26 protein-coding genes, 7 tRNA genes, 1 other RNA gene and 4 pseudogenes are annotated in these 24,478 nt (G+C 35.0%); 14 read left to right on the top strand and 24 right to left on the bottom strand.

The window, feature by feature from the left end; translation table 11 throughout:
• Window positions 1–60: 60 nt before the first annotated feature.
• The 12 genes and pseudogenes from OWR28_RS05020 to rpsU all read right to left on the bottom strand — a co-directional run bounded on the left by OWR28_RS05020 (window position 61) and on the right by rpsU (window position 4,758).
• Entirely contained in the window at window positions 61–1,443 is a 1,383-nt protein-coding gene (locus OWR28_RS05020) for an ATP-binding protein (RefSeq protein WP_332385712.1), read from the bottom strand.
• Window positions 1,444–2,124 carry a response regulator transcription factor gene (locus tag OWR28_RS05015; protein ID WP_332385711.1) on the bottom strand — a complete coding sequence of 227 codons (681 nt, stop codon included), beginning with the start codon at window positions 2,122–2,124 and terminating at the stop codon, window positions 1,444–1,446.
• Window positions 2,125–2,338: 214 nt separating this feature from the next.
• Window positions 2,339–2,410 (bottom strand) — tRNA-Thr (locus OWR28_RS05010).
• Window positions 2,411–2,452: 42 nt separating this feature from the next.
• A tRNA-Gly gene (locus tag OWR28_RS05005) sits at window positions 2,453–2,525 on the bottom strand.
• Between the two features lie 85 nt (window positions 2,526–2,610).
• Window positions 2,611–2,691 (bottom strand) — tRNA-Tyr (locus OWR28_RS05000).
• 19 nt (window positions 2,692–2,710) lie between these two features.
• Window positions 2,711–2,784, bottom strand: a tRNA-Thr gene (locus OWR28_RS04995).
• An 88-nt stretch (window positions 2,785–2,872) separates the two neighbouring features.
• A tRNA-Gly gene (locus OWR28_RS04990) sits at window positions 2,873–2,945 on the bottom strand.
• Between the two features lie 87 nt (window positions 2,946–3,032).
• Window positions 3,033–3,112: transfer RNA gene (locus OWR28_RS04985), tRNA-Tyr, on the bottom strand.
• Between the two features lie 18 nt (window positions 3,113–3,130).
• Window positions 3,131–3,204: transfer RNA gene (locus tag OWR28_RS04980), tRNA-Thr, on the bottom strand.
• Between the two features lie 106 nt (window positions 3,205–3,310).
• Window positions 3,311–3,601, bottom strand: coding sequence for an HPF/RaiA family ribosome-associated protein (locus tag OWR28_RS04975; protein ID WP_002976393.1), 291 nt, complete (start codon window positions 3,599–3,601; stop codon window positions 3,311–3,313).
• Window positions 3,602–3,608: 7 nt separating this feature from the next.
• Window positions 3,609–4,482: pseudogene (locus tag OWR28_RS04970) on the bottom strand (tyrosine-type recombinase/integrase); the annotation flags it as partial.
• 78 nt (window positions 4,483–4,560) lie between these two features.
• Window positions 4,561–4,758 carry a 30S ribosomal protein S21 gene (gene rpsU, locus OWR28_RS04965; protein ID WP_002976389.1) on the bottom strand — a complete coding sequence of 66 codons (198 nt, stop codon included), beginning with the start codon at window positions 4,756–4,758 and terminating at the stop codon, window positions 4,561–4,563.
• 268 nt (window positions 4,759–5,026) lie between these two features.
• On the opposite strand from rpsU, the gene ssrA reads away from it, so the two are divergent.
• From ssrA to OWR28_RS04950, 3 genes are all read left to right on the top strand, one after another.
• Window positions 5,027–5,429, top strand: a transfer-messenger RNA (tmRNA) gene (gene ssrA, locus OWR28_RS04960).
• Window positions 5,430–5,719: 290 nt separating this feature from the next.
• Window positions 5,720–6,073: a hypothetical protein gene (locus OWR28_RS04955; protein ID WP_332385710.1), complete on the top strand. Its 354-nt coding sequence runs from the start codon at window positions 5,720–5,722 to the stop codon at window positions 6,071–6,073.
• On the top strand, window positions 6,057–7,022 hold the full coding sequence (locus tag OWR28_RS04950; RefSeq protein WP_332385709.1) for a hypothetical protein: 966 nt from the start codon (window positions 6,057–6,059) through the stop codon (window positions 7,020–7,022). The genes OWR28_RS04955 and OWR28_RS04950 overlap by 17 nt, the downstream gene beginning before the upstream one ends.
• 192 nt (window positions 7,023–7,214) lie before the next feature.
• Here the strand turns inward: OWR28_RS04950 and OWR28_RS04945 are convergent, their stop codons facing one another.
• The 9 genes from OWR28_RS04945 to OWR28_RS04905 all read right to left on the bottom strand — a co-directional run bounded on the left by OWR28_RS04945 (window position 7,215) and on the right by OWR28_RS04905 (window position 10,819).
• The gene (locus OWR28_RS04945; RefSeq protein WP_332385708.1) at window positions 7,215–7,430 is read right to left on the bottom strand and encodes a hypothetical protein; all 216 of its coding nucleotides are present in this window, start codon (window positions 7,428–7,430) and stop codon (window positions 7,215–7,217) included.
• Window positions 7,427–7,624 carry a hypothetical protein gene (locus tag OWR28_RS04940; protein ID WP_332385707.1) on the bottom strand — a complete coding sequence of 66 codons (198 nt, stop codon included), beginning with the start codon at window positions 7,622–7,624 and terminating at the stop codon, window positions 7,427–7,429. The genes OWR28_RS04945 and OWR28_RS04940 overlap by 4 nt, the downstream gene beginning before the upstream one ends.
• Window positions 7,625–7,882: 258 nt before the next feature.
• Window positions 7,883–8,413: an adenylosuccinate synthetase gene (locus tag OWR28_RS04935; protein WP_332385832.1), complete on the bottom strand. Its 531-nt coding sequence runs from the start codon at window positions 8,411–8,413 to the stop codon at window positions 7,883–7,885.
• Window positions 8,414–8,463: 50 nt separating this feature from the next.
• Window positions 8,464–9,042: an adenylosuccinate synthetase gene (locus tag OWR28_RS04930; RefSeq protein ID WP_332385706.1), complete on the bottom strand. Its 579-nt coding sequence runs from the start codon at window positions 9,040–9,042 to the stop codon at window positions 8,464–8,466.
• A gap of 13 nt (window positions 9,043–9,055) precedes the next feature.
• Window positions 9,056–9,421, bottom strand: coding sequence for a nucleoside 2-deoxyribosyltransferase (locus OWR28_RS04925; protein WP_332385705.1), 366 nt, complete (start codon window positions 9,419–9,421; stop codon window positions 9,056–9,058).
• Window positions 9,375–9,644 carry a hypothetical protein gene (locus tag OWR28_RS04920; RefSeq protein WP_332385704.1) on the bottom strand — a complete coding sequence of 90 codons (270 nt, stop codon included), beginning with the start codon at window positions 9,642–9,644 and terminating at the stop codon, window positions 9,375–9,377. Before OWR28_RS04920 ends, OWR28_RS04925 begins: the two co-directional genes overlap by 47 nt.
• Window positions 9,641–10,228 carry a hypothetical protein gene (locus tag OWR28_RS04915; protein WP_332385703.1) on the bottom strand — a complete coding sequence of 196 codons (588 nt, stop codon included), beginning with the start codon at window positions 10,226–10,228 and terminating at the stop codon, window positions 9,641–9,643. Before OWR28_RS04915 ends, OWR28_RS04920 begins: the two co-directional genes overlap by 4 nt.
• Window positions 10,225–10,590: a hypothetical protein gene (locus tag OWR28_RS04910; protein ID WP_332385702.1), complete on the bottom strand. Its 366-nt coding sequence runs from the start codon at window positions 10,588–10,590 to the stop codon at window positions 10,225–10,227. The genes OWR28_RS04915 and OWR28_RS04910 overlap by 4 nt, the downstream gene beginning before the upstream one ends.
• Before the next feature lie 22 nt (window positions 10,591–10,612).
• Window positions 10,613–10,819: a hypothetical protein gene (locus OWR28_RS04905; RefSeq protein ID WP_332385701.1), complete on the bottom strand. Its 207-nt coding sequence runs from the start codon at window positions 10,817–10,819 to the stop codon at window positions 10,613–10,615.
• Between the two features lie 220 nt (window positions 10,820–11,039).
• Between OWR28_RS04905 and OWR28_RS04900 the strand changes: the two genes are divergently transcribed.
• The 7 genes and pseudogenes from OWR28_RS04900 to pyk all read left to right on the top strand — a co-directional run bounded on the left by OWR28_RS04900 (window position 11,040) and on the right by pyk (window position 17,098).
• Window positions 11,040–12,440, top strand: coding sequence for a hypothetical protein (locus OWR28_RS04900; RefSeq protein ID WP_332385700.1), 1,401 nt, complete (start codon window positions 11,040–11,042; stop codon window positions 12,438–12,440).
• 482 nt (window positions 12,441–12,922) lie between these two features.
• Window positions 12,923–13,162, top strand: a complete 240-nt coding sequence (locus OWR28_RS04895; protein ID WP_002976354.1) for an acyl carrier protein — start codon at window positions 12,923–12,925, stop codon at window positions 13,160–13,162.
• A gap of 34 nt (window positions 13,163–13,196) precedes the next feature.
• Window positions 13,197–14,440 (top strand): annotated as a pseudogene (fabF, locus tag OWR28_RS04890) (beta-ketoacyl-ACP synthase II).
• Window positions 14,441–14,544: 104 nt separating this feature from the next.
• Entirely contained in the window at window positions 14,545–15,036 is a 492-nt protein-coding gene (locus OWR28_RS26825; RefSeq protein ID WP_494168427.1) for a ribonuclease III domain-containing protein, read from the top strand.
• Window positions 14,975–15,211, top strand: coding sequence for a putative dsRNA-binding protein (locus tag OWR28_RS26820; RefSeq protein ID WP_494168431.1), 237 nt, complete (start codon window positions 14,975–14,977; stop codon window positions 15,209–15,211). The genes OWR28_RS26825 and OWR28_RS26820 overlap by 62 nt, the downstream gene beginning before the upstream one ends.
• On the top strand, window positions 15,189–15,662 hold the full coding sequence (locus OWR28_RS04880) for an IPExxxVDY family protein (RefSeq protein WP_002976347.1): 474 nt from the start codon (window positions 15,189–15,191) through the stop codon (window positions 15,660–15,662). The genes OWR28_RS26820 and OWR28_RS04880 overlap by 23 nt, the downstream gene beginning before the upstream one ends.
• Window positions 15,655–17,098 (top strand): annotated as a pseudogene (gene pyk, locus OWR28_RS04875) (pyruvate kinase). Before OWR28_RS04880 ends, pyk begins: the two are co-directional and overlap by 8 nt.
• A gap of 185 nt (window positions 17,099–17,283) precedes the next feature.
• Here pyk and OWR28_RS04870 read toward each other — a convergent pair.
• The 3 genes from OWR28_RS04870 to hutI form a co-directional block, all read right to left on the bottom strand.
• A complete protein-coding gene (locus OWR28_RS04870) occupies window positions 17,284–18,576 on the bottom strand; it encodes an aldehyde dehydrogenase family protein (RefSeq protein WP_332385697.1) in 1,293 nt (430 codons plus the stop codon).
• A 138-nt stretch (window positions 18,577–18,714) separates the two neighbouring features.
• On the bottom strand, window positions 18,715–19,635 hold the full coding sequence (gene hutG / locus OWR28_RS04865) for a formimidoylglutamase (protein WP_332385696.1): 921 nt from the start codon (window positions 19,633–19,635) through the stop codon (window positions 18,715–18,717).
• An 88-nt stretch (window positions 19,636–19,723) separates the two neighbouring features.
• Complete coding sequence (gene hutI / locus OWR28_RS04860) at window positions 19,724–20,947, bottom strand: imidazolonepropionase (RefSeq protein WP_332385695.1); 1,224 nt, start codon at window positions 20,945–20,947, stop codon at window positions 19,724–19,726.
• A gap of 261 nt (window positions 20,948–21,208) precedes the next feature.
• On the opposite strand from hutI, the gene ruvB reads away from it, so the two are divergent.
• The 4 genes and pseudogenes from ruvB (at window position 21,209) to coaE (ending at window position 24,388) form a co-directional block, all read left to right on the top strand.
• Complete coding sequence (ruvB, locus tag OWR28_RS04855; RefSeq protein WP_002976338.1) at window positions 21,209–22,231, top strand: Holliday junction branch migration DNA helicase RuvB; 1,023 nt, start codon at window positions 21,209–21,211, stop codon at window positions 22,229–22,231.
• A gap of 27 nt (window positions 22,232–22,258) precedes the next feature.
• A complete protein-coding gene (locus tag OWR28_RS04850) occupies window positions 22,259–22,870 on the top strand; it encodes an FMN-binding negative transcriptional regulator (protein ID WP_332385694.1) in 612 nt (203 codons plus the stop codon).
• A gap of 13 nt (window positions 22,871–22,883) precedes the next feature.
• A pseudogene (locus tag OWR28_RS04845) lies at window positions 22,884–23,749 on the top strand (MBL fold metallo-hydrolase).
• Window positions 23,750–23,758: 9 nt separating this feature from the next.
• Window positions 23,759–24,388 (top strand): dephospho-CoA kinase, encoded by a 630-nt coding sequence (coaE, locus tag OWR28_RS04840; protein ID WP_332385693.1) that lies wholly within the window; start codon window positions 23,759–23,761, stop codon window positions 24,386–24,388.
• Window positions 24,389–24,478 lie beyond the last annotated feature (90 nt).

Here is a 24,478-nt window from a genome sequence, read left to right as displayed (position 1 = left end):
CCGGAACGTTGATATTTTTATTAAAAATTTAATCCGGAGTTTAACAAAAAGAACTGCTGCTCAGATCAGCTGTTTTAATTTATTTTTAAAATACAGGGTAAACCTGTTAATATATTCTTCAGGTGAAGAATAGATGATATCCGCATCATGATATTCCAGGATTCTTTTGACAATTCTGAGACCTAAACCTGATCCTGCAATATTCTGGGCATTGTTCCCCCTTGTGAAAGCTTCAAACAGTTTAGCCTGCTCTTCTTCAGGAATAGTATTACCGTGGGAAATAACTTCAATGGAAAGGTTATCATTTGTTTCGGTAATCAAAACTTTTACTTCCGTATTGTCCGAATAGACGGCAGCATTTTTAAACAGATTGATAAAGACAATCACCAAGAGTGACTGGATTCCATTTATCGTCAGAAATGCATTTTCGGAGCTGTCTTCATTAATCAGGAAATCCAGTTTAAGCTGTGGATAACTTTTTTCCACAGCCTCAAAAGCTTCAAAAATAACTTCATCAATTCTTACTTCTTCATAAATGCTCTGAATATTTTCTTTATCAAACTTTGTCAGCAGCAAAAGCGAATTGGTAAGATCTGACAACTGGTAGATATCCCGTTGAATCTGTTTTAAAGAAGATAATGTTTCCGGTGAGTGTTCTTCAAATTTTATTAAGTTTTCCAGCTGAAAGGCCATTCTTGTAATAGGAGTACGGATTTCATGCGAAGCACTTGCCGTAAAATCCTTTTGTGACTGAAATACATCATCCAGTCTTGCAATCATTGTATTAAAAGATTTGGCAAGAACGCTTACTTCATCATTAGACTGCTCAACAGGAATCTGAGTTGTCAGTTTATGAGCAGTAACCTCGGAGATCTCTTTGTTCAGGTCTTCCAGCGGACGAAGAAACTTTTCAACAAAATAATAACTGAAAAAACCAATGAGCATTGTACTCATCACATAAGCGGTAATCAAAAGATATTTCAGGTATCCCAGCTTGGATTTTCCGTTGGTATCAAAGGCGCTGGTAAGGATATAATAATTTTCACCATTAATATTCCTGAGTGCTGCATAAATTTCCGGAACTGTTTTTTCGGTATAAATGATTTTCTTTTTATCCAGTTCTTTCAGCATGGCGCTGTCCCAGGTAACATTCCGGTCTTTGATCGTACTGTAGATGAGCTCTTTTTTCTCGTTGAAAATTAAGATTTTTTCATTCAAAAGAATATTATCAGAATTCTCATTAAAAAAAACGGGTGCCTCTTCTTCAAAGTCTTTGGATTTTGAGATAAAATGGGAAGTAAATTCAAGTCTCTGCCTGAACCGCTCTTTAAATTCATCTCGTCTGAAATCATTAAAAGATAAATAAATGACCGCCATCACCATTCCAAAAAGCAATGAAAAGGCGATACTGATCGTTAAAGCTATCTTTCTTTTTAAAGACATTTATAATGGACTTAGGTAGTATCCGAACCCTGAACGGGTATGGATCAGTTTTATTTTAAAATCCTTATCAATCTTTTTCCTCAGAAAGTTGATATAAACTTCCACCGTATTGGTATTCGTATTGAAATTATGTTCCCAGACATGTTCTGTGATCTGCTGTTTGGAAACTGTTCTTCCCTGCGCCTCGGCAAGATAAACCAGCAGCTGGAATTCTTTTAGTGTTAGGGTTATTTCATTTCCTCCACGATACACCTTCTGCTCTGTCTTGTTAATAATAAGGTCATCGATTCTGAGAATATCCTGATCTGCATTATCGGAAGGAGCCTTTCTTCTCAACAGTGAATTGATTCTTAAAAGAAGTTCTTCAAACTGAAAAGGTTTTACCAGATAATCATCCGCAAGTCTTGTGAAAGCATCTTTTTTATCAGAGATATCTCCATAAGCAGAAATGATAATGATCGGGGTATTTTTATCAAAAGAACGGATCGTCTGGCAGACATCAAGCCCGTTTATTTTAGGAACGTTGATATCCAGCAGATACAGATCATAGGCATTGTTCTTTATCTGGCGGAGAAAAGTCTCCCCGTCGTAGATCTTATCACAGTTAAAATTATTTGATTCTAAAAATCTGCAAAGCTCCGCAGACAGAATGAGATCATCTTCCAATAAAAGAATATTCATCAAAATTTATTTTACACGAATTTAAAGAAAATTTATGATTGTGATTCTAAAGGTGAAGTAAAAGTTTCAATGATGCCTGCATTTCAGCTCATCAATAAAAAGCTGATGAAAGAATGGAAAGTAATCTCTGGAATTTATTCAATCAGATGTTTAACGATAAAAATAGGTAGACCGGATGGGTAAAAAAATCCCGAACAACTTCGGGAAAATTGAGAGCCAACTACGGGACTTGAACCCGTGACCTCTTCCTTACCAAGGAAGCACTCTACCGCTGAGCTAAGTCGGCGTCAACTAAAAAAATCACACTGAGTAGCGTGATTTTTCGTTGAGCGGAAGACGGGGGTCGAACCCGCGACATTCAGCTTGGAAGGCTGACGCTCTACCAACTGAGCTACTTCCGCAATTTTGTTTCCAAAACTATTGGTAACGCTGTGCAAAACTAAGAAAACTTCTTTAATCCTGCAAGTTTTTTTATAATATAAAATGTGGGGAGAGCAGGATTCGAACCTACGAAGCCGAAGCAACTGAGTTACAGTCAGTCCCATTTAGCCACTCTGGAATCTCCCCTCATGTTTATATTAAAATGAGCCTCCAGAGGGATTCGAACCCACGACCCCGAGATTACAAATCACGTGCTCTGGCCAACTGAGCTATGGAGGCATTTTAATAAGGACTGAAAGCGATTGAGAAACTCTACTCTACACATTTCAGTGTTAAAAAAAAATCACACAATAAGAGTGATTTTCTGAGCGGAAGACGGGGGTCGAACCCGCGACATTCAGCTTGGAAGGCTGACGCTCTACCAACTGAGCTACTTCCGCAATTTTGTTTCCAAAATTATTGGTAAACGCTGTGCAAAACTAAATAAACTTATTTAATCCTGCAAGTTTTTTTATAAAAATATAAAGTGGGGAGAGCAGGATTCGAACCTACGAAGCCGAAGCAACTGAGTTACAGTCAGTCCCATTTAGCCACTCTGGAATCTCCCAAAAGTTTATATTTTATGAGCCTCCAGAGGGATTCGAACCCACGACCCCGAGATTACAAATCACGTGCTCTGGCCAACTGAGCTATGGAGGCAAATATAAAAAAGAATTCAAAAGATCGCTGTTCCTTTTTGCGAGTGCAAATATAGAACGGATTTTTGAATTCTCAAATTTTTTATGAACTTTTTTTAACTTTTTTCCTATGCCATTTCTTTTTTCTTGATTAATAGCTTTTTAGCAGTATCAACGCAAAGGTCCAGACTTTCTTCAAAACTTGTAGTAGTTTTCTTTACTACGATATCGTCTCCCGGAACCGCTAAAATAATCTCGGCTGTTTTATTCGCTTTATCCGAATTATTTTCAACTTTCAAGAATACCTTACACTCCTGAATCTTGTCATAGAAGGTATCTAATTTGCTTACTTTTTTGTCGATGTGTGATTCTAGTGGTTCGTGTGGAGTTAAACCAATTGATTGTACTGAAATCTTCATAATTCTTCTTTTTTGATGCTCGAGGGTGAGCCTGATTAAACACTTTTTTCAATTGTTCAATATTAGCATTCGTATAGACCTGAGTACTGGCAAGACTGGAATGCCCTAATATTTTTTCACTTTGGAGATCTCCGCCCCATTATCCAAAACGTGTGTAGCAAAGCTATGCCGAAGGATGTGAGGACTTTTTTTTCTTTTGTTGTTATAAGACTAAGGTACTTATTAACTACCACATAAACAAATTTTTCGTTGAGTTTTTTCCCTTTCTTATTGACAAAAAAATATGATTTATATTCTGTCTGCGGATTTCTTATTTCAAGATAACTTGTAAGAAGTTCAGCCAGTTCATTGGATATGGGAACTACCCTTTCTTTATTCCCTTTTCCTATTATTTTTAATTCTTTTCCGTATAAGTCAACATTCTCAAATATCAGGCCACAAAGTTCAGCTTTACGCATGCCGGTCTGATAAAGAACTTCCATAATGCATTGTTCAAGTACATCATGCACCTGTTCAAAAACCCTCTCATTAAGATCTGTCATTTCTTCTTTAGACATAGGTATCTGTTTTTCAGCATAAAACTTCAGGGAAGAAATCCCTTCAGCGGGAGAAACTTTAATTTCACCAATTTTTAAAAGAAAAAGATAAAAACTACGGAGAGAAGAGAGTTTTCTGTTGATACTTCTCTTGGAAATATTATGTTCACTCAATTCGACAATAAAATTTCTGATTATTTTCTTGTCTGCCCTGGCTAAATTGTCGGAAGATTCTGTTCGGAGAAAGAAATGGGAAAAGTCTTCAAGGTCTTTTTTGTAGCTTGTGACAGTATGAGGAGAGTACCTTTTTTCGAATTCCAGGTATTCTAAAAACTTTTCCAGCATCATGGGGTATAAAAATAAAAATTCATTTCTCAAATATAAGAATTTAAGAAATGAATTAATATATGGTTAAGAAAAATCTTAAGCCTGCTCTTCTTTGCTAAGTGTTCTTTGTTTGTAAGCAGCTTTTAGTCTAGCTTGTCTTAAAGTCACAGAAGGCTTAATAAACTGTTGTCTAGCTCTTAATTGACGAACTGTACCTGTTTTATCAAATTTTCTCTTGTATTTTTTTAAAGCTCTGTCGATGGATTCACCATCTTTTACTGGAATTATTAACATATTTTACATCTCATTTTGGATTGCAAAAGTAGACATTTTTTATGAGAACACAAAATATATTACAGTAAACAATCACCACTGTACTTCGGATCTTTAAAAAATACTGTAATAAAAGGCCCTCACAGATAATAAAATTTTTATCAGCAACAATCCGATTTTTTATTCTTAACGACTTCAGTGAATTATTTCAACCCTGATTTCCATTAAAACCCATTCATATTAACGAAATATAAACAAAAAACGCTATCTTTGCATTCACTTTATTCATGGGGTTGACTGGTTTCGACAGCAAGACCAATGGGTAAGTAAGCATGCAGAGAACCGTAGCGCGATCTCTATAATCCCTTGCTACAGAATTTTAACTGGCAACGAAGAGTTCGCTCTTGCAGCTTAATATCGAAGTATAGTAGATTCAAGCGTTTTCCCGAAGATTTCAGTAGGGAAGCAAGATATTCCACAAATGCTCTGTTCTGCGGCGTTTGATCCTGGGATATAGGAATGCGGAAATAAGGCTTTAGAAGCTTCGGCTAAAGCACGAAAACCTCAGAAGATAAGCCGGAAGTTGGGCGTCTGCTCTCTGCTTCCCGTCGAAAACCAATAGCAGAATAAGCATGTAGAAAGCTTATGTATTGCTTGTTTGGACGAGGGTTCGAATCCCTCCAACTCCACCTAAATGAAAGGTTATGAAACCTTTTGACGACTAAAAACCCTTTATATCAAAGATATAGAGGGTTTTTAATTTCTCATCTTCACTCATTGATTATCTTTAAATATCACTTCTGTGGTAGCAATAGTGGTGGCAACATATTTTATAACCGCCAATTAATTCTCGAAATCATTTCTCATCAATTTCATTGTACAAAATTTATAATATTTCTTGTGTGTGGCTAGTGAAATATTTCTAAATTGCCGCCTTTTATCTCCACTTTAAGCGCCTTACCTTAGCCTAAATCAATACATTATGAGTACAAAATTATATCTAAGAAAAAACAGTGGAAATGTAAAAATTAGTCTCCGATACAGACCAGATAGGCAAACAAATATTGTGATTGCAACCCCATCAACGTTGGGATCAAAAAGCGGATTAGGTAGATCAAAATTATATATACTTAATAGAATGTTAGCACCATATTTTAGACTTGATCCAATGAGTTTTTCCGGTTACTTACATCTGACCTCTCAAATGCTTGAAGCAGCAATAAATGATCAAAAATCATTTTTAAGAAAAATAAGTGATAAAGAATATGATACTGATACTCCGAAAATAATCCAGTTAGATCTTTTTGATAATTTACTATATGATGAGACCAATTAAATTAAACGAAATAGGAAACAAACTGCCTCAAATTGATTTATTTATAGGAGCAGTTTCTTTTGAAGAAAGATTTTTTTCATTTATTGATAATATTGATTCTTCTCAATTTTCTACAATATGGTTCACCTATAATGAAAATGAGAAAGAATTCTATTCCGAAAACTTAAGCAAGGCAAAAAATATCAGTTCGGAACTAATAGAGTTTAGCACCGACGACTCTTTAGTGACAGGTAAAAATTTATTAGAAAAATTTTCTAATTTAGAAAGTAATATCAATATTCTTATAGATATCTCAACATTCACCCATGAAGGGTTGCTAATATTAATAAAATTTATCTCTTTATTTAAGCTGAAATTTAGAAATATCTATTCGGTATATGTTGGGGCGAAATCCTATTCAGTAAATGAACAAGATGATAATAAGTGGTTATCAAAAGGTACTAAAACAATTCGTTCTGTTTTAGGTTATCCAGGTGTAATGAATCCTTCCCAAAAAAATCATTTATTAATTCTATTTGGGTTTGAAATTGAAAGAACTGAAAGAGTTATTGAAGAATTTGAATTTGAAAAGGTAAGTATAGGTGTAGGACCAGAAAAAGATTCAATCTCTTCCACACATTATGATTTAAATAGGAAACGACATATTGACCTTCTCAATAAATATAATATTGCCGAAACTTTTGAAATCTCCCTCACGGATCCATTTCAAGCTGCAACTGTAATTACCGAACAGATCAGTAAATATCCAAATTTTAACATCGTGATTACTCCTTTGAGCAATAAAATGTCCACCTTAGCTGTTGCGTTAGTTGCCTTAAAAAATCCCAAGATACAAATTGCTTATGTTAGACCTCATGAGTATAATTTCCAAGGCTACTCAGAAGCTGCGGATGAATGCTTTTTCTTACAAATTCCTTTAAAAACAATAAGTTATCCAAAAGAATTTTAATTCGGTAATAGCACTAAATAGAAACCGGTTCCAACACTTATAAATAAAAAAGAGTTTTCCGAATCATCTAATAATCAAAATTTATATTTAATCATAAGTATGGTGAATGTAGATAAAGAGCCAATTATGAAATATGTAGAAGAAAGAAAACCTGCCGAAAAGGCAGGTTAGTATTTAATCGTCTTTTATTTTTTAATCTTGCATAAGTTTTCCTGCATCACATATTAATATAACTATTCCTTCTGCAACGGAGTCAGGAATAACATTTTTCACTCCTTCGTAAGAACGATCATAAGAATCTATTGGACTACCTTTAGAATTATATGTTACAGTCTCCGAAACAGAATATTGATTTTCAACGCAATACACAGTCCAGTATTGTAAAGAATAACCTCCTCCAATTTTCACTCCTTCTTATTTTTTTTCGCTGGTGAGACCATTTTAACCCAACAAGAAAATGTATCTGAGCTTTTCTTTTCAAGATTTTTAATGTAATTTTTTGTACCGTCAACTCCAACGTTGGCTAAAAACCATCCGTTAGCATCTTGCTGTGAAAAATAAAAAATTGGAAATAATAAAAAAGTTAGTAATAGTGTTTTCATGGCCTAGTTTAATATAAATTGATCCTTTAAAATTTCTTTCAAATAATTTTCTTGAATATCTAATTACTTTATATTTTTGATTTTACTACTATTAAGTTTCTGTTATTTAAACATATTATCAATTATTTATAAACAAAAATAATGGTTCAGTGCGACAAAACTAAGTGTACAGATTTCAACTTTTATTTTTTCAATTTTTGGTTTAAATTTAAACATATTTGAGGGAGAAATATACGATACAAAAAATAGACTTTTTATCTACTGAAAAATTTTTTCCGAAAATTTACTTTTACTGTAAAAGATATTTTTAAAATCTACACCAAGAAAATCAGAAATACTTCTATAATGTGTTATTTCTAATTTGCCATTAATATAAATTTTAATATTTTCAGAAATCATATGGTCAATACAAGTAATCAATAGATTTTTATTAAGTTCTTTTGAATATTGTTTATCACAGTTAAGTGCATAAATTAAATCATCAATGTCAAGGAAATTAGATCTCATTTTTCCTTGGTAAAGATTATCAACATTAGTTTCTTCTAAATTATTTATTAAATGAAAATCTGGATTATTTTCTTTAAAAGGACCGTTTCCATGTCTTGTTTGATATGCCCGGGTTACATAAAAAATTTCCGTATCAATATTTAGCTTAGATTTTTGAATCATAGCAATCGCATTTTGCGAGGTAGTATTACTTTTAGTAATATATGGTTTTGTTCCAAAATTTTGATCTATTAAAATACCTTGTGATCCCTCAAAAATAAATGTATCCCACTTTTCAAATATTTCACTATCACAATTAACAATATGTATATTACCTTTTTTTAATAATTTTTTTAAAAATAATATCTGTTCAAGAAAAAAAGATCTTCAACATGGTGATCAAATTGATCAAAATCAAATGATGTTTCAATATTAACAAGTCTCTTATAGTAATTATGAATTTCTTGAAGTTTTGAAATTAGAAATTCTTCATTTTTAAATAAATCTGAAATTGTAAATGATATAACTTTATTTCTTTCTACGGTTGTGCCGAATCCTACACCGCAACTTCCTTTTCTCTTATCATCTCTTTGGGTTAGCTCCGAAGTACGATTAAATAATACGTCATAATGAGTTGTAATTGGAGAATTACAATTAACGTAAAATTTAAAATCAGTATTTATTTCATTAATTTCTTCAAGAAAATAAGTAGGTGCAAAAGTACATTTCTCTGACCAATATGTTGGTAAACCTCTAAATGTTCCAGATCCTAAATTTGAAAACACATGACTTTTACCCGTCTTACTATCAACAACACAATGACCTGCTTGGTGACCACCGTTAAATCTAATTATTATAGAATTTGGATATTTGGTTGCAAGAAAATCCGTTGCAATTCCTTTTCCTTCATCTCCATATCCTAACCCCACCACGATAAAAGCTTTTTTACCATGAGACTTTATATATTGCTGTTGATAAGTCAGATGTGATTTCACAGTCAGTTCCTTTAAACATGAATAAGTCATTTTCTTTATAATTTTCACAAAGCAAAATGACTTTTTTACCTGATGCTTTTGCATATCCAACCTCAAAAAGCGTTCCCGGATCATTTCCTGAAATAACTGCTAAAACAGCATCACAATTGTTTAAATTATCAATATCTATTTTTGCTATTTTTTCAAAATCTTCTTTAAAAACTGGTATACCTGCGTCATGAAATGGCGAGAAAATATCAACATCAAACCCATTTAATATAGAATAAATCTCATTGATTAAAAATCTTTCTGAAACCGTAAAAAATGGTCCTGCCAAATAGATTTTTTTCTTTTTCCGACATTATACTCTTAAACTCCTTCGGATTTTTGGAAAGTGGTACATTCCTAGAATTACAATAATCTGCTGTATATTTTGAAGCAAACATGGCAGAATCATCAGGAGGAAGTTTTTCAATCATCCATTTCCAAGCAAAAACCGCGGAAAATATATCCCCACTACCTATTGGCCATACTGATTCTGTTTCAAAAACAGGAATCACTCTATATTTGTTTTCAAAAAAACTGTAGCGCCTTTTGCTCCATTTTTTATTACTACCACCTCTGCTTCTTCAGTTTCCAATAAAAATTTTCCAACTTCATTTATATCATTACTAATATTATTACTTAACATCATAGCCTCGTTTTTATTTAGTATCAAAGCTAAATGCTGTGCTTTTGAATTAGTTTTTCTAAATCCTATGTGATTTTGAGGATCATATACTACATATTCTCCGTCTACAGAACAATCCGACTCAATCATTCCATAATAAAGAATATGCTTTGCTTCTACCTTTGGTAAGATGAAATTTTTGGTAGGTAAATTATAAGGTATTGGTTTTGCTAATGGATGATAATAATCGAATATAATAGATTTCTCATGTACCTGTATATATTGATTAATTTTGTAAGCTGAAACCTTATACTCAAAAAGTTCTTTGAAATCATCACCAACTGATGAATGATAATTAATTTCAAATCCTTTGTCACTTAATGCAATAGCTCCCCTTAAACCGGACCCAAAAAGATCTTCGTATTTTGGATCATGACATACTTCGTAATATGTTCCACCAACGATATCAATCATAGTACAGTTTGTAAATATTGTATTCTTACTTTACATTTCTCCTCATTTCCATCTAACTCAATAATTGTAGCTTTATATCTGTAGCCCTTTTTTATACAATTTCGCAATTGTAGTACTTGTGGAGTATCAACTATTCCACATAGTATACCCTTTGATAAAACATTCACTAATTGCATTTCCTGATCTAAATCGATCTGTAAAATATCTCCGACATTCAGTTTAAATATCTGACTTTGAATCTTTTTAAGATATACGTCAAATAATATATTTAAACATTCATCATCGCCACCTGTAGAACCTGCTCCTTGTGTTCCTGCTAATTGTCTGCTGTAATTTTGGCTTCCGCCTCCACCTCCTTTCATGGTTTTAATTTTTTAGTTAATATTATGTATGAATTTCTTTTATTAATGGCATCAGATTATTAACCCAATTCTTTCCATTTTTATTTGTCCAACGAGCAAGACCACTCTCGCAATTATTTTCTAAATAAATAAGAATTGCACCATCACATTTAAACCTCTTAACAAACTCTTTTAGAACTTGTTCATCTGACAATTGATCTAATTTTGATGATAAACTTTTTGTTTCCATAGAATATAATATTATATAATTTAAATATATAATTTTTTACAATTCAGAAAAAATAATTTTATCATTCAAAAGTAAAATAGAATACATTATATACATTACGGTTTCCCATAAATAAGCTTGTAATTTTAAAATATATTTTTCTATTTTTAAAGTATAAACTAATCAACATGAAAGATATTTGTTACCTCTGTGGTCAAACAATGATTGAAAAAAAGGATATTTGAGAAAAGATCTTGATAAAGAATTACCAAAATTTAAACATGACGAACATATCATTCAAAATGCTTTATATGGTCGTTTAAAAGCACCAAATATTCTTTGCGAAATGTGTGGAAGTAAATTATCCAAATCCATTGACACTGATTTTGTAAAAATCTTTGATCTATTTACAAGTCCGATAAGTCATATTCTTGCATCTAAAGACCACGGTGAAAATGGTGGTAAAACCCTTATAGGTTATATTAAAAAATCTGATGGAACTAAAATAGAAGTACAAGTAAAAGATGGAAAAATCGTTCCAAAAAAACCCGATTCCGATTTTAATAAAGAAACCAATACTGTAAAAATTTATGGTGCAAAAAAGATTCTTGATTCTTTTCAAAAGAAAGTTCTCCAAGATCTCGAGAAGGAAGGTCATGATACCAAAACCATAAGTGTGGAATTGATAGATCATATTAGTGATTGGCAAGAATTAGGTATAAATTTTTCGCAAGGAATCGAAAATTTCAATGAAAAATTTAAACTTGGACTTAATAAAATAGCGACTGGTTTTGCCTCTTTACATGGTATAAAAAGAACAGATATGCCGTGTACAATAGATACAGAAAACGAACAGATAATTTTCACTACAAATGTTTTAGCCTTTTATCCTGTTGGTACTATTGACAAACTAATGGAACCCGTTAGAAGTGTTATAGAAGATGGTTTCCCAACACACACTTTAATGCTTTACACCGACAGAAGCTTTGGAAATACAAGATTAGTATGTTATATTGATTTATTTAGTACGTTTCAATATTATGTGATTCTAAATCATAACTACAAGGCACCTGAAATTAATAAAACATACTACCAAACAATTATTAAACAAGAAAAGCCTGATATTAATATACGAGCTACTCGTCCAAAATATTTAAATATTTTAATTGAAGAATTAGGTGTGGACAGAAAAGATATTAGAGGAATGAAATTAAATGAAATATATGATTTTCTTGAGACGAAACAAAAACAATATACTGTAAAATATGTACTTGATATAAATAGCTATGTAAGGAAAGTATCATCCCTAATAAGTAAATTTATATTATTAAAAAATCACCCACAATTAGAAGAACTTTCTGTTGGAATCGAAAAAGAAATTATAGACGCAATACCAGAATTAGAAGTTGAGGAATTATTGTGCCTCCAACAAGAATTTCATAGGATAGAAAGTATATCACCGGAAGAATTTTATAAAAAAGAATATATTACTTTTGATAGAAATAATAATAAGAGGATAATTTTATATTCAACTTTAATGCGACTATTTGAATTAAATCGAGAGAACTTAAATGTAAGGGATTACACCTTTTCCAAATTCTTTCTTCTACAACAGTTTGTCAATTCAAATTCAGAAAAGTAAAACAAATGTTGGTGGTAGCAAAAGTGGTAGCAAAGTTTACAAATGAACCTAAAGTTCTGAAAATCTGAATGGATTCTATATCCTCCAACTCCACAAAACCATCGATTTCTCGATGTTTTTTTTAATTATACTTTTTATACATTTTAGTATTTAAGAATTCTATGCATTATATACTATATAAGTATGTTTCAAAAAATAAAAACCTATTTAGCTGAATAAGTAGTTAATTGCAAGATGACATTCTAAAAACTGAAGTCCATAAGATGGAAATTGAAAACATATCATTCCGGACTCTTCCAGTCTTTCTAAATATTGATTTTACATTCATCTTCAGGCAACAAATATAACCTGCTGAAAACTAAAAGACTAAAACTCCACAACCCAAAATAAAACCTTCTGGTCCACAAAAAAGACTAAAAAATGTTTTATCGTAAAGAATTTTATATATTTGCACCATCTAACAATTAAAAAAATAATTTACTATGTCAGACATTGCATCAAGAGTAAAAGCTATCATCGCTGATAAGCTTGACGTTGAAGAAACAGAAGTAACTCCTGAAGCTAGCTTCACTAACGATTTAGGAGCTGATTCACTAGATACAGTTGAGTTAATCATGGAATTTGAAAAAGAATTTAACATTCAGATCCCTGATGACCAAGCTGAAAAAATTACTACTGTAGGACACGCTATCGCTTACATCGAAGAAGTAGTAAATAAATAATATTCTTCAACAAAAAAGAAATTAAACAAAGTTTATGGAATTAAAAAGAGTAGTTGTAACCGGATTTGGAGCAATAACACCAATAGGAAATAATGCAAAAGAATACTGGGAAAATCTTGTGAAAGGTGAGAGCGGTGCCGCTCCGATTACTCTTTTGATGCCACAAACTTTAAAACAAAGTTCGCTTGCGAGGTAAAAAACTTCGATCCGCTACAGCATTTCGATAAGAAAGAGGCTAAGAAAATGGACCGAAATACTCAATTGGGACTTGTTGCTGCAAGAGAAGCAGTAGCGCATTCCGGAATTATTGAAGACAATGTGGATAAAAACAGAGTCGGTGTAATCTGGGGTTCCGGAATCGGAGGATTAGAGACTTTTGAAACTGAAGTGTTAGGATGGGCCAATACGGAAATTCCGAGATTCAACCCTTTCTTTATCCCAAAAATGATTGCGGATATCACTCCTGGACACATTTCAATTGAATATGGTTTCCACGGACCTAATTATACTACTGTATCTGCATGTGCCTCTTCAGCAAATGCTATAATTGATTCCAAAATGCTGATCCAGTTAGGAAAAGCAGACGTGATTGTGTGCGGAGGCTCTGAAGCAGCCGTTACAGCAAGTGGTGTCGGTGGATTCAACGCAATGATGGCACTTTCTACAAGAAATGACGATCCCAAAACAGCTTCAAGACCTTTCGACAAAGACAGAGATGGATTTGTGCTAGGTGAAGGGGCAGGATGTATCGTTCTTGAAGAATACGAGCACGCCGTAAAACGTGGTGCTACAATTTATGCGGAATTACTGGGAGGAGGTCTGAGTGCTGATGCACATCACATGACTGCTCCACATCCTGAAGGTCTTGGCGCTTATCTGGTAATGAAAAACTGTTTGGAAGATGCAGGCTTAACTGCTGATGAAGTAGATCATATCAACATGCATGGTACTTCTACTCCATTAGGAGACATCGCAGAATCCAATGCAATTTCGAAATTATTAGGCGAGCATGCGTATGATATTCAGATTAATTCTACAAAATCAATGACCGGCCACCTTTTAGGAGCGGCAGGAGTTATTGAAGCTATCGCTGCATTGGGAACTATTATTCATGGTACTGTTCCTCCTACCATCAACCATTTTACTGATGATGAAAACATTGACAGCCGATTAAACTTTACGTTTAACACCGCTGTAAAGAAAGATGTAAAAGTAGCCATGAGCAATACTTTTGGATTTGGCGGGCACAACGCTTGCGTTCTATTTAAGAAAATCTAAATTCAATGAATGGAGTTACAGAAATACTTTTCTAAATTCCTTCTCAAAAAAGAAAAAGACAATTAACGGAGAGAGATTATTTTCTCAGTACCGAACTTAAAAAAGTGCTGGGTACAGAGGTACAGAATATTGCTCTTTACCGTGAAGCTTTTTCTTTGAAAAATTCTTCTAAAAATCAAGACAGCAATTACGAAAGACTTGAATTTTTGGGAGATTCTGTTTTGGGTACAATTATTTCTTGTCATTTGTTCCAGACCTATCCTCAGGCTAATGAAGGATACCTGACACAAATGAAATCTAAGATTGTTAATAGGAAAAACCTCAATAAACTAGGAGAAGATCTCAAGCTTACCAGCCTTTTGCAAAAGCAAAACAGTTCTTCAGCTTTGGGAGAGAATATCTCCGGAAATTTATTCGAAGCCTTAATAGGTGCCGTTTATTTAGACTTCCATTATGATGCCTGCAAAAGGATTATTTTGGAAAAATTGCTGACTCCTTCCGAGATCAATAAGCTGGAAAATAAAATTGTAAGCTATAAAGGTCTTCTGCTCGAATGGAGTCAAAAAGAAGGTCAATATAAAGTACGAAACCTGTGAGGAAATACAGGCCAATAAATCTGTCGTATTCAGGTGCCACGTGTGGCTGGGAGAAGAGAAAATTGCTAACGCAACAGAGACTTCCAAAAAGAAGGCAGAGGAAAAGGCAGCACAGAGGGCATTTTATATTTTAAACAAAAAAGAAAATATACTTGGAAATTCAAAAACTTTATGATCTTGATGATATAGAATTTGAAGATATTGCCATAGGACTGGTAAGATTAGCAAAAGATATACCCGCTCATGAGTTTTTCTATAAAATAAATCAAACCAACAACCTCTGTTTTTCAAGAAAGAAAGATCTTGTCTTTCACGGAGGGTACTATGATTATTTTTTTCCAAGATTTGAGGCTTATCACAAGTCTACAAAGACCTGTTTTACCTTCATTTCAAATAAATCTTCTGAAAGTAAGCAAAAAAAAATTCAGACAGAACTCTTTACAGAAGAAGAAAACATTAAATTTTTATTAAATAATCAGGTAGATGTAGAATATATTTTGCATAGTTCGGAACAGTTTCCTGATTTTTCCGTAATTTTGCTCCCTGAAAATCTTGTGTTTCCAATTCAAGATTATACACTGAGTTCTGAAGAGGAACTTTATCAAATTATCCAGTATTATGAATAAGTATTTAAAGAAGACAAAAATTATCGCAACACTAGGGCCTGCTTCATCGTCAAAGGAGGTAATGTTAGATTTAATGAAAGCGGGTGTTGATATTTTCAGAATAAATTTTTCCCATGCAGATTACGACTTAGTCCGAAAAAATATTGAAATAATTAGAGAGCTAAACAGCGAGTATGGTTATTCAGTGGGTATTTTGGGAGACCTTCAGGGTCCTAAGCTGAGAGTAGGTGTCGTAAAGGAAGGATCTTACCTGAACCCGGGTGATATTCTTACTTTCACCAATGAAAAGATGGAAGGAGATTCTACAAAGGTATACATGACTTATCAACAGTTTCCACAGGACGTAAAAGTAGGGGAAAGAATCCTTATCGATGACGGGAAGCTGGTACTGGAAGTTACCGAAACCAATGAAAAGGATACTGTAAAAGCTAAAACCATTCAGGGGGACCTCTAAGTTCCAAAAAGGAGTTAACCTTCCTAATACACAGGTATCTCTTCCTGCACTGACAGAAAAGGATATTCAGGATGCTAATTTCATGCTTGACATGGAAGTAGACTGGATCGCTCTTTCTTTTGTGCGCCATGCTCAGGATATCATTGACCTGAAAGAATTAATTGCAAGCCATCCGAATGGTAAATTCAAGACTCCGATTATTGCGAAGATTGAAAAACCTGAAGGGGTTAAAAATATTGAAGAAATCCTTGTTGAGTGTGACGGATTAATGGTTGCACGTGGTGACCTTGGTGTAGAAGTTCCGATGGAAGAAGTTCCTGCGATCCAGAAAAACCTGGTAGAAAAAGCAAGATTCTTCTCCAAGCCGGTAATCATCGCTACCCAGATGATGGAAACGATGATCAACAGCTTAACGCCAACCAGAGCGGAAGTAAATGACGTAGCTAACTCTGTATTGGATGGAGCAGATGCCGTAATGCTTTCAGGAGAAACTTCTGTAGGTAGATATCCGGTACAGGTTGTGGAAAACATGGCTAAAATTGTAAAGAATATCGAAACCACTCATTTCTATCAACATAAAAATGAGCCTATCGAAAAAGATTATAACTGTATTGATGAAAGATTCATTACAAACAGGGTTTGTCTTGCGGCGGTAAGAATTGCTAAAACAACAAACGTTTCTGCTATCGTAACACTTACCCATTCAGGATATACGGCTTTCCAGCTTGCAGCACACAGACCCAACTCACACATCATTGTATACAGTGGTAACAGAAGAGTGATCACAATGCTGAACCTGCTTTGGGGTGTTCACGCCTATTATTATGATATGAAAAAGTCTACAGATGAAACAATCATCCAGGTAAATATGCTGACTCATAACTATGGTTATATTGAAACAGGAGACTTTGTAATCAACATCAATGCTACTCCATCATATGAAGGTGGAAAAACCAATACATTGAGATTGACTACAGTATAAGCAATAAGCAAAATTACTTTTTGTAAAAGCATAAAAAACTCCCGGGAATTAATTTCCGGGAGTTTTTATTTATAGTGTAAGGTATACTGTTAACTTATAAAAGACAGTTTGTCATTCTGAACGAACGGGGGTGAAGTGAAGAATCTCCGGATTCCCGGTTGCTCGGAATGACATCCCAATATATTTTAATTACCTACAATTGTTTTAGCTGTTACGAATTCTTTCAAAGCTAATAGAGACAATTCTGTTCCATATCCTGAAGCTTTTGTTCCCCCAAACGGAAAACGCGGATCAGAGCTTGTCATTCTGTTGATGTTGACCGTTCCTGATTCAAGGTTTTCAATAAAGAATAACTGACGCTCTTTATTTTTGGTCCAAACAGAATTGGAAAGTCCGAAAGGAATATCATTGGCCATTTGTAAAGCTTCTTCCTCATTCTTTGCAGTCATAACCATACCAAGCGGTCCGAAAAGTTCCTCTTTTAAGATCGGATTTCCTTCCTGAACTCTGATCAAACCTGGTTTAAATTCATTCTCTGAAACCCTTTCCAAAGGAATAATAATCTCTGCACCATTTTCCAGTGCTCTGTTGAACTGGGCTTCCAGTTCATCTGCCAGATCAGGTCTTGCCATTCCGGCTAATTTCGTTTCTTTATCTAAAGGATCCCCAATCTCATACTTTTTATATTCCTCAATGAAAACAGGTAAAAACTGATCTTCAATTTTTTCATCAATGATGAATCTTTTAGCCGCAGTACAGGTTTGCCCGCAATTTTGAAGCCTTGATTTTGCTCCGGCTTTTGCCGCTTCTTCCAGATCAGCATCGTCAAAAATGATAAAAGAATCACTTCCTCCCAGTTCAAGTAAAGATTTCTTGATATTTAAACCTGCTATTGAAGCTACTTCCCCACCTGCTTTTCCGCTACCTGTCAGGCTCACGCCTTTTACAGTGTCATGCTCAAGGATTTCTTTTACAGCCTTGTGCCCCACTTCAAGATTCTGGAAAATCCCTTCCGGGAAGCCAGCTTCCAAAAGAACATCTTCAATAGCATTTCCGCTTCCGAAACAAATTGATGCATGCTTTAAAACCACTGTATTTCCAGCCAGAATTGCAGGAATAGCGAATCTCAGTACCTGCCAGAAAGGAAAGTTCCAGGGCATTACTCCTAAAATCACACCTTTCGGAGCATAATGAACTTCAGAGTAAGCAAATTCAGATTCTACTTTTTCAGGCTTTAATATATTTTCTGCAGCTGCATAATAATTCATCATCAATGCACACTTTTCCACTTCAGCAATCGATTCCGAGATGGGCTTATTCATTTCTGTTGTAATGATCCTTCCAAATTTCTCCGAATTATTCTTTAAAATCTCCGCTGCTTTTGCAATTAACTTCTGCCTTTCCTCAAACGGCACTTTTCTCCACACTGAAAACGCTTTATCTGCTTTAATAAGCTTGCTTTCAATTAATTGTTCCATAATATAAATTTCTGTTTTAAATTCAGCTAATGAATTTATAGGTGCTTTTATTTTAAAAGCACGGTGAAATCAGCAAATTTCATTCCTTAGGGGTCAATAAAATAATGATTTTCTCTATCGGAAGAATATAGCTTTGCCTTAAATCATTAGCCATTCATTCACAAGACATGCTGCCAGTCTTGCGGTTCTGTCCTGAATATCAAAAGAAGGATTCACTTCTGCGACATCCAGTGCAACCAGTTTTTTGTTTTTTAAGATATGCCTGTAAAAATGCATAAAGGTTGTATCTGCAAAGATACCATTATACGCTGCAGCGGAAACTCCGGGAGCAACTGATGCATTAAAAACGTCCATACAGATAGTAAGATAGGCAAAATCCACATTGTCCAGCAAATCATTAATACGCTGGTAAATGGAAGGAAGATTTTCAAAAAACAATTCATCTGCCAGGATGTACTTCATCCTGTATTGATGAGCCGTATCAAAAAGTTTCAGCGTATTTGAGTTTCTCTGAATTCCAATATGCAGAGAATTGATCGGTCCCTCCTGAGCAATCTGCCAGAATCCGGTTCCGGAACTTGGCCCGACTCCTTTTTCAGGCTGTCTGTTGTCAAAATGGGCATCAATGTTGATGATCCCGATTTTTTGTTCCGGGAAAGCTGTTTTAACCCCCAAATAATGGGCATAAGTAACTTCATGCCCTCCACCCAGCACAAGGGATTTTCCGCCTTTTAAAAGTACTTTTGAAACATTTTTAGCAAGATCATTTTGTGTACTTTCCAGATTGCCGTTTTCACAGGTGACATTTCCAAAATCCAGCATTGAAAAATCCGGAAGGATTACAGGAAAATTAGACATGTTTTTTCTGATGACATCGGGAGCATCTTTAGCGCCCTGACGGCCTTTATTTCTTCTGACACCTTCATCTACAGCAAAACCATGCAATGCAAAATCACCTGTAGAAATGTTATCATAATTACGCTCTTCCTTTACTCTTTGAAATATCCTGTGATAGAGAAGTTCTTCTCCGTCCAATCTGCCTTGCCAAATATTATTCATTATTCAGTCATTTGCCTATTGTCTGTTCTTCATTCAGCAGACATTGGGAACCGGCTGCCTGAAGAACAAATATGGTTAATTTATAATTTTATATCAGATTTCCATCAATATACACTTTCTCAGCTTTTAAACTACCCTGATTATACAGTATATTCTGGAAGTTGTTTGTTTTAAAAGTGACAAAATCCGCCTTCTTGCCTGCCTGCAGCTGCCCTCTATCTTTAAGATTCAATGCATATGCAGCACGGAAAGTCATTCCTGCTAATACTTCAGCCGTTGTAAGCTTCTGAAAAGTGGCCAGAATAGAAGCCTGAGTAACTAAATTTCCCATAGGTGCAGATCCGGGATTCCAGTCACTAGCAATGGCTACAATAGCGCCTGCGTCCAATAATTTTCTTGCAGGAGTAAACTTCTCCCCTAATCCCAGGCTCGCTCCGGGAAGAGCTGTTGCTACAGTGTCAGACTCTGCGAGGAATTGAATATCTTCATCAATGGTTGCTTCCAGATGGTCTGCAGACTTCGCTCCTACTTCTACTGCAATTCTAGAGCTTCCGGGAGTAAACTGATCCGCATGGACCGTAATTTCAAAGCCTAGTTCTTTTGCTTTAAGTAAGAATTCCTTACTTTCTTCAGGCTGAAATGCAGATTTTTCAATAAAAATATCTACCCGGTTTGCCAATCCTTCCTCTTTTACTTTTGGTAAAATTTCAGTAAGAATATATTCAAGATATTCAGGATTGCTTCCTTCAAAATCTCTTGGTTTTAAGTGGGCGGAAAGACATGTGGGAACCAAAGTTGCCTTGGTTTCATTCTGAGCTTTTTTAATGATCCTAAGCATTTTCAGTTCGTTTTCCACATCCAGGCCATAACCGCTCTTTACTTCAATTGTGGTAATTCCCAAACCCATCAAAAAGTTGATTCTTTCTGCTAAGGTTTTCAGCAGTTCTCCTTCAGACGCATTTCTTGTGTGCTGTACAGAACTCCAGATTCCACCGCCGCTTTCTGCAATCTCCAGATAAGTTTTACCTGCATTACGCATGGCAAAATCATTGGCACGGTTTCCTCCGAAACAAATATGGGTATGAGAATCTACAAAAGCAGGAAGAACGACCTGGTCTCCTTCAATCTGCTCCATTTCTATGGCAGGATTTTCTGTTTTTAATGCTTCAAAATTTCCAACCTTAAGAATGGTATTCTGATCTACTATTATTCCTCCGTCTACAATAATTTCCAGCTGTTCATCGGAAATTTCTCCTCTTAAAGGAAGGTCAGCAAGTGTTACCACCTGCCTGAATGGTCCTATTAATTTCATTAGTTTAAAGTTAATGTAATGCTTAGATTGAGATTTACTCATTTTACAATCAGTACCTTTGTGCTAAACATTCAAAATTTTATTAATTTTTTATTAATAATTTCTTCTCTCAAAAATACTTAAAATATCCCAATTATTTAAATCTTAGGTCTTCTCATTTTTAACCTTAGCCTGAACCTTGGCTTCAATCCAAACCTTTTCTCAATCTGCCCTTTAATCTTAGTCTAAATTTGCTATCTTTGAGGTAAATGAAATGAATTAATGCCAGATTTTTTACATCCAGATAAGGAAAACTACTCACGAGAGGAGCTGATGCAGGAAGAGCAGATCCGTCCCCAGAGCTTTAAAGATTTTGCGGGACAGAGAAAAACGCTGGAGAACCTTGAGGTCTTTGTTACTGCTGCGAAAAGGCGTGGCGGAGCACTGGATCATGTTTTACTGCATGGCCCGCCGGGCCTTGGAAAAACTACTTTAGCCAATATTATTGCCAATGAGCTGGGAGTAAACTGCAAAATTACTTCCGGTCCTGTATTGGATAAACCCGGAAGTTTAGCCGGTTTATTGACCAATCTGGAAGAAAATGATGTGCTTTTCATTGATGAGATACACCGTCTTTCTCCTGTTGTAGAGGAATATCTGTATTCTGCAATGGAAGACTACAAGATTGATATTATGCTGGAGACAGGTCCCAATGCCAGAAGCGTACAGATTGGATTAAATCCTTTTACTTTGGTAGGAGCTACTACAAGAAGTGGTATGCTTACCAAGCCAATGCTTGCCCGATTCGGGATCCAAAGCAGGCTGGAATATTATTCTATTGAGCTTTTGTCAATGATCATTCAGAGAAGTGCGAGGGTTCTGGGAGTCATCATTTATGAAGATGCAGCCATTGAGATTGCAAGAAGAAGCCGCGGAACTCCAAGGATTGCCAATGCCCTGCTCAGAAGGGTTCGTGACTTTGCTGAAATTAAAGGAAATGGTGAAATTGAGATTAAGATCACTAAATATGCACTGGACTCTCTGAATGTAGATGAATTTGGTCTGGATGAGATGGACAATAAAATCATGCGTGTTATGATTGAAAATTTTAAAGGAAAGCCTGTTGGTATTTCTGCCCTGGCAACATCCATTGGTGAAAATCCGGAAACATTAGAAGAGGTTTACGAGCCGTTTCTGATTCAGGAAGGATTTATTATCCGGACACCAAGAGGAAGAGAAGTTACGGACAAAGCCTACAGACATCTGAATATTACAAGACCTAAAAACCCGGGAGAGCTATTTTAAGTTTAAAATTCAAGAATTGATTAATTTATGTTTATCCCTAAATTATACAAAAGTGAAGATTATAATTTGATGAGAGAGATCATCAGAGAAAACTCTTTTGCTTTACTGATCTCTTCTGTTGACAAGATAAGAGCAACCCATTCAATGATGATGCTCAATGAAGATGATCCTGAAAATGGTTATATTGAAACCCATATTTCAAGGGCTAATCCTCAGGCAAAAACCTTAAAAAACGGAGATGAAGTTCTTTGTGACTTTTTGGGAGCTCACACTTATATATCCAGCAGCTGGTATGATCATATTAATGTTTCCACCTGGAATTATGAAGCAGTACAGATTCGCGGAAAAGTTGAAATAATGGATCATGATGAACTGTATGCCCATTTGGATAAATTAACGTTCAAATATGAAAGTTTCCAGCAATGTCCGATGATGGTGAAAGATATGGGAAAAGAGTTTGTAGAAAAGGAAATGAAGGGAGCTTTTGGGATTAAAATCATCCCAACTGAGATATTTATCAAACAAAAACTTTCTCAGAACAGAAAAGAGAATGATTTTAACAATATCATCATACAGCTTGGGCAATCTGATGATAACGCAAGAAAAATTGCGGAGAAAATGAAAGTAATAAAAAAATAATCAAAATATACATATGAAGCTATATCCGATACAATGTGGAAAATTTAAACTGGACGGCGGTGCCATGTTCGGAGTCGTCCCGAAGAGTCTGTGGGAAAAAACCAACCCGGCAGACGAAAAAACCTGATCGAATTGGGAACCCGTTCCCTGCTCATTGAAGACGGAAAAAAACTGATCCTTGTAGACTGCGGTCTTGGGAATAAACAGGATGACAAATTTTTCGGTCACTACTCTCTTTGGGGAGATGATACCCTTGATAAAAATCTTAAAAAATACGGCTTTGTAAAGGAAGACATTACAGATGTGTTCCTTACACACCTCCACTTCGACCACTGTGGTGGAGCTATAGAATGGAACGATGACAGAACCGGGTACAGACCTGCTTTTAAAAATGCCAACTTCTGGACTAATGAAAACCACTGGCAATGGGCAACAGAACCTAATCCAAGAGAAAAAGCAAGCTTCCTGAAGGAAAACATTATGCCGATGCAGGAAAGCGGACAGCTTAACTTTTTACCTCTTCCTACTACCGGAAACTACGGTTTTGCACCGGATCTTAAAATGGATGTGATCTTTGTAGACGGCCATACGGAAAAGCAAATGCTTCCGGTAATTCAGTACCAGGAAAAAACAGTTGTTTTTGCAGCTGACCTTATTCCTACGGCAGGTCATATCAACCAGGTATATGTGATGGGATATGATACCAGACCTCTTTTAACACTGGAAGAAAAAGGAAAATTCCTTAAGCAGTGTGTAGATAATGAATATTTATTGTTCTTTGAACACGATGCCCACAATGAGCTTGCAAGTTTAAAAATGACCGATAAAGGGGTAAGACTTGATGAGACGTTCAGCTTTAATGATGTTTTTGGATATTAATTTTTAATTATGGAAGAATTACATTCAGAAACACAGCAGACAGAGCCGGAACCAGCACCCAAGATCATAGGTTTAACCGGCGGAATAGGCTCCGGAAAAACTACAGTGGCTCATTTTATAGAGGAATTCGGTTTTCCGGTGTATTACTCTGATGACAGGGCCAAAGCTATTGTCAATGAAAGTGAAGAACTGAAAATAAAAATCAAGGACCTTCTTGGTGAAGATGCTTACGATGAAAACGGATTGTATGACAGAAAATTTGTTGCGGATAAAGTTTTTAATAACAGAGATCTGCTTCAACAATTAAATGAAATCATTCATCCTGCGGTAAGAATTGATTTTGAAAACTGGGTGAATCAACAAAGCAAATATTTAGTTTTCAAAGAAACAGCTCTTCTGTTTGAACTCAAACTGAACAGACAATGCTATAAATCTCTTTTGGTAACCGCTGAGGATAATATCAGAATCAAAAGAGTAATGGACAGAGACAACAAGACCTACCGTGAGGTAGAAGCAGTCATGGAAAAACAAATGCCTGAAAGGGATAAAATTAAAATGGCAGATTGCATCATTTACAATAACACCAATCTGGAAGAATTAAAGGAACAGACCGAAAAAGTAATCTTCGGTATTGAATAAAAAAACTCGTTAGAAGCTTCTAACGAGTTTTTTTCGCTAAAACAATTTATGTGGATAAGAGATCCGCCACAAAAAAAGCCTCCATTTCTG

This window comes from Chryseobacterium sp. 1B4 (assembly GCF_036631475.1).
In the GTDB taxonomy this organism is placed as follows: Bacteria; Bacteroidota; Bacteroidia; order Flavobacteriales; family Weeksellaceae; genus Chryseobacterium.
This window is presented reverse-complemented; position numbering and strand designations above follow the sequence as displayed.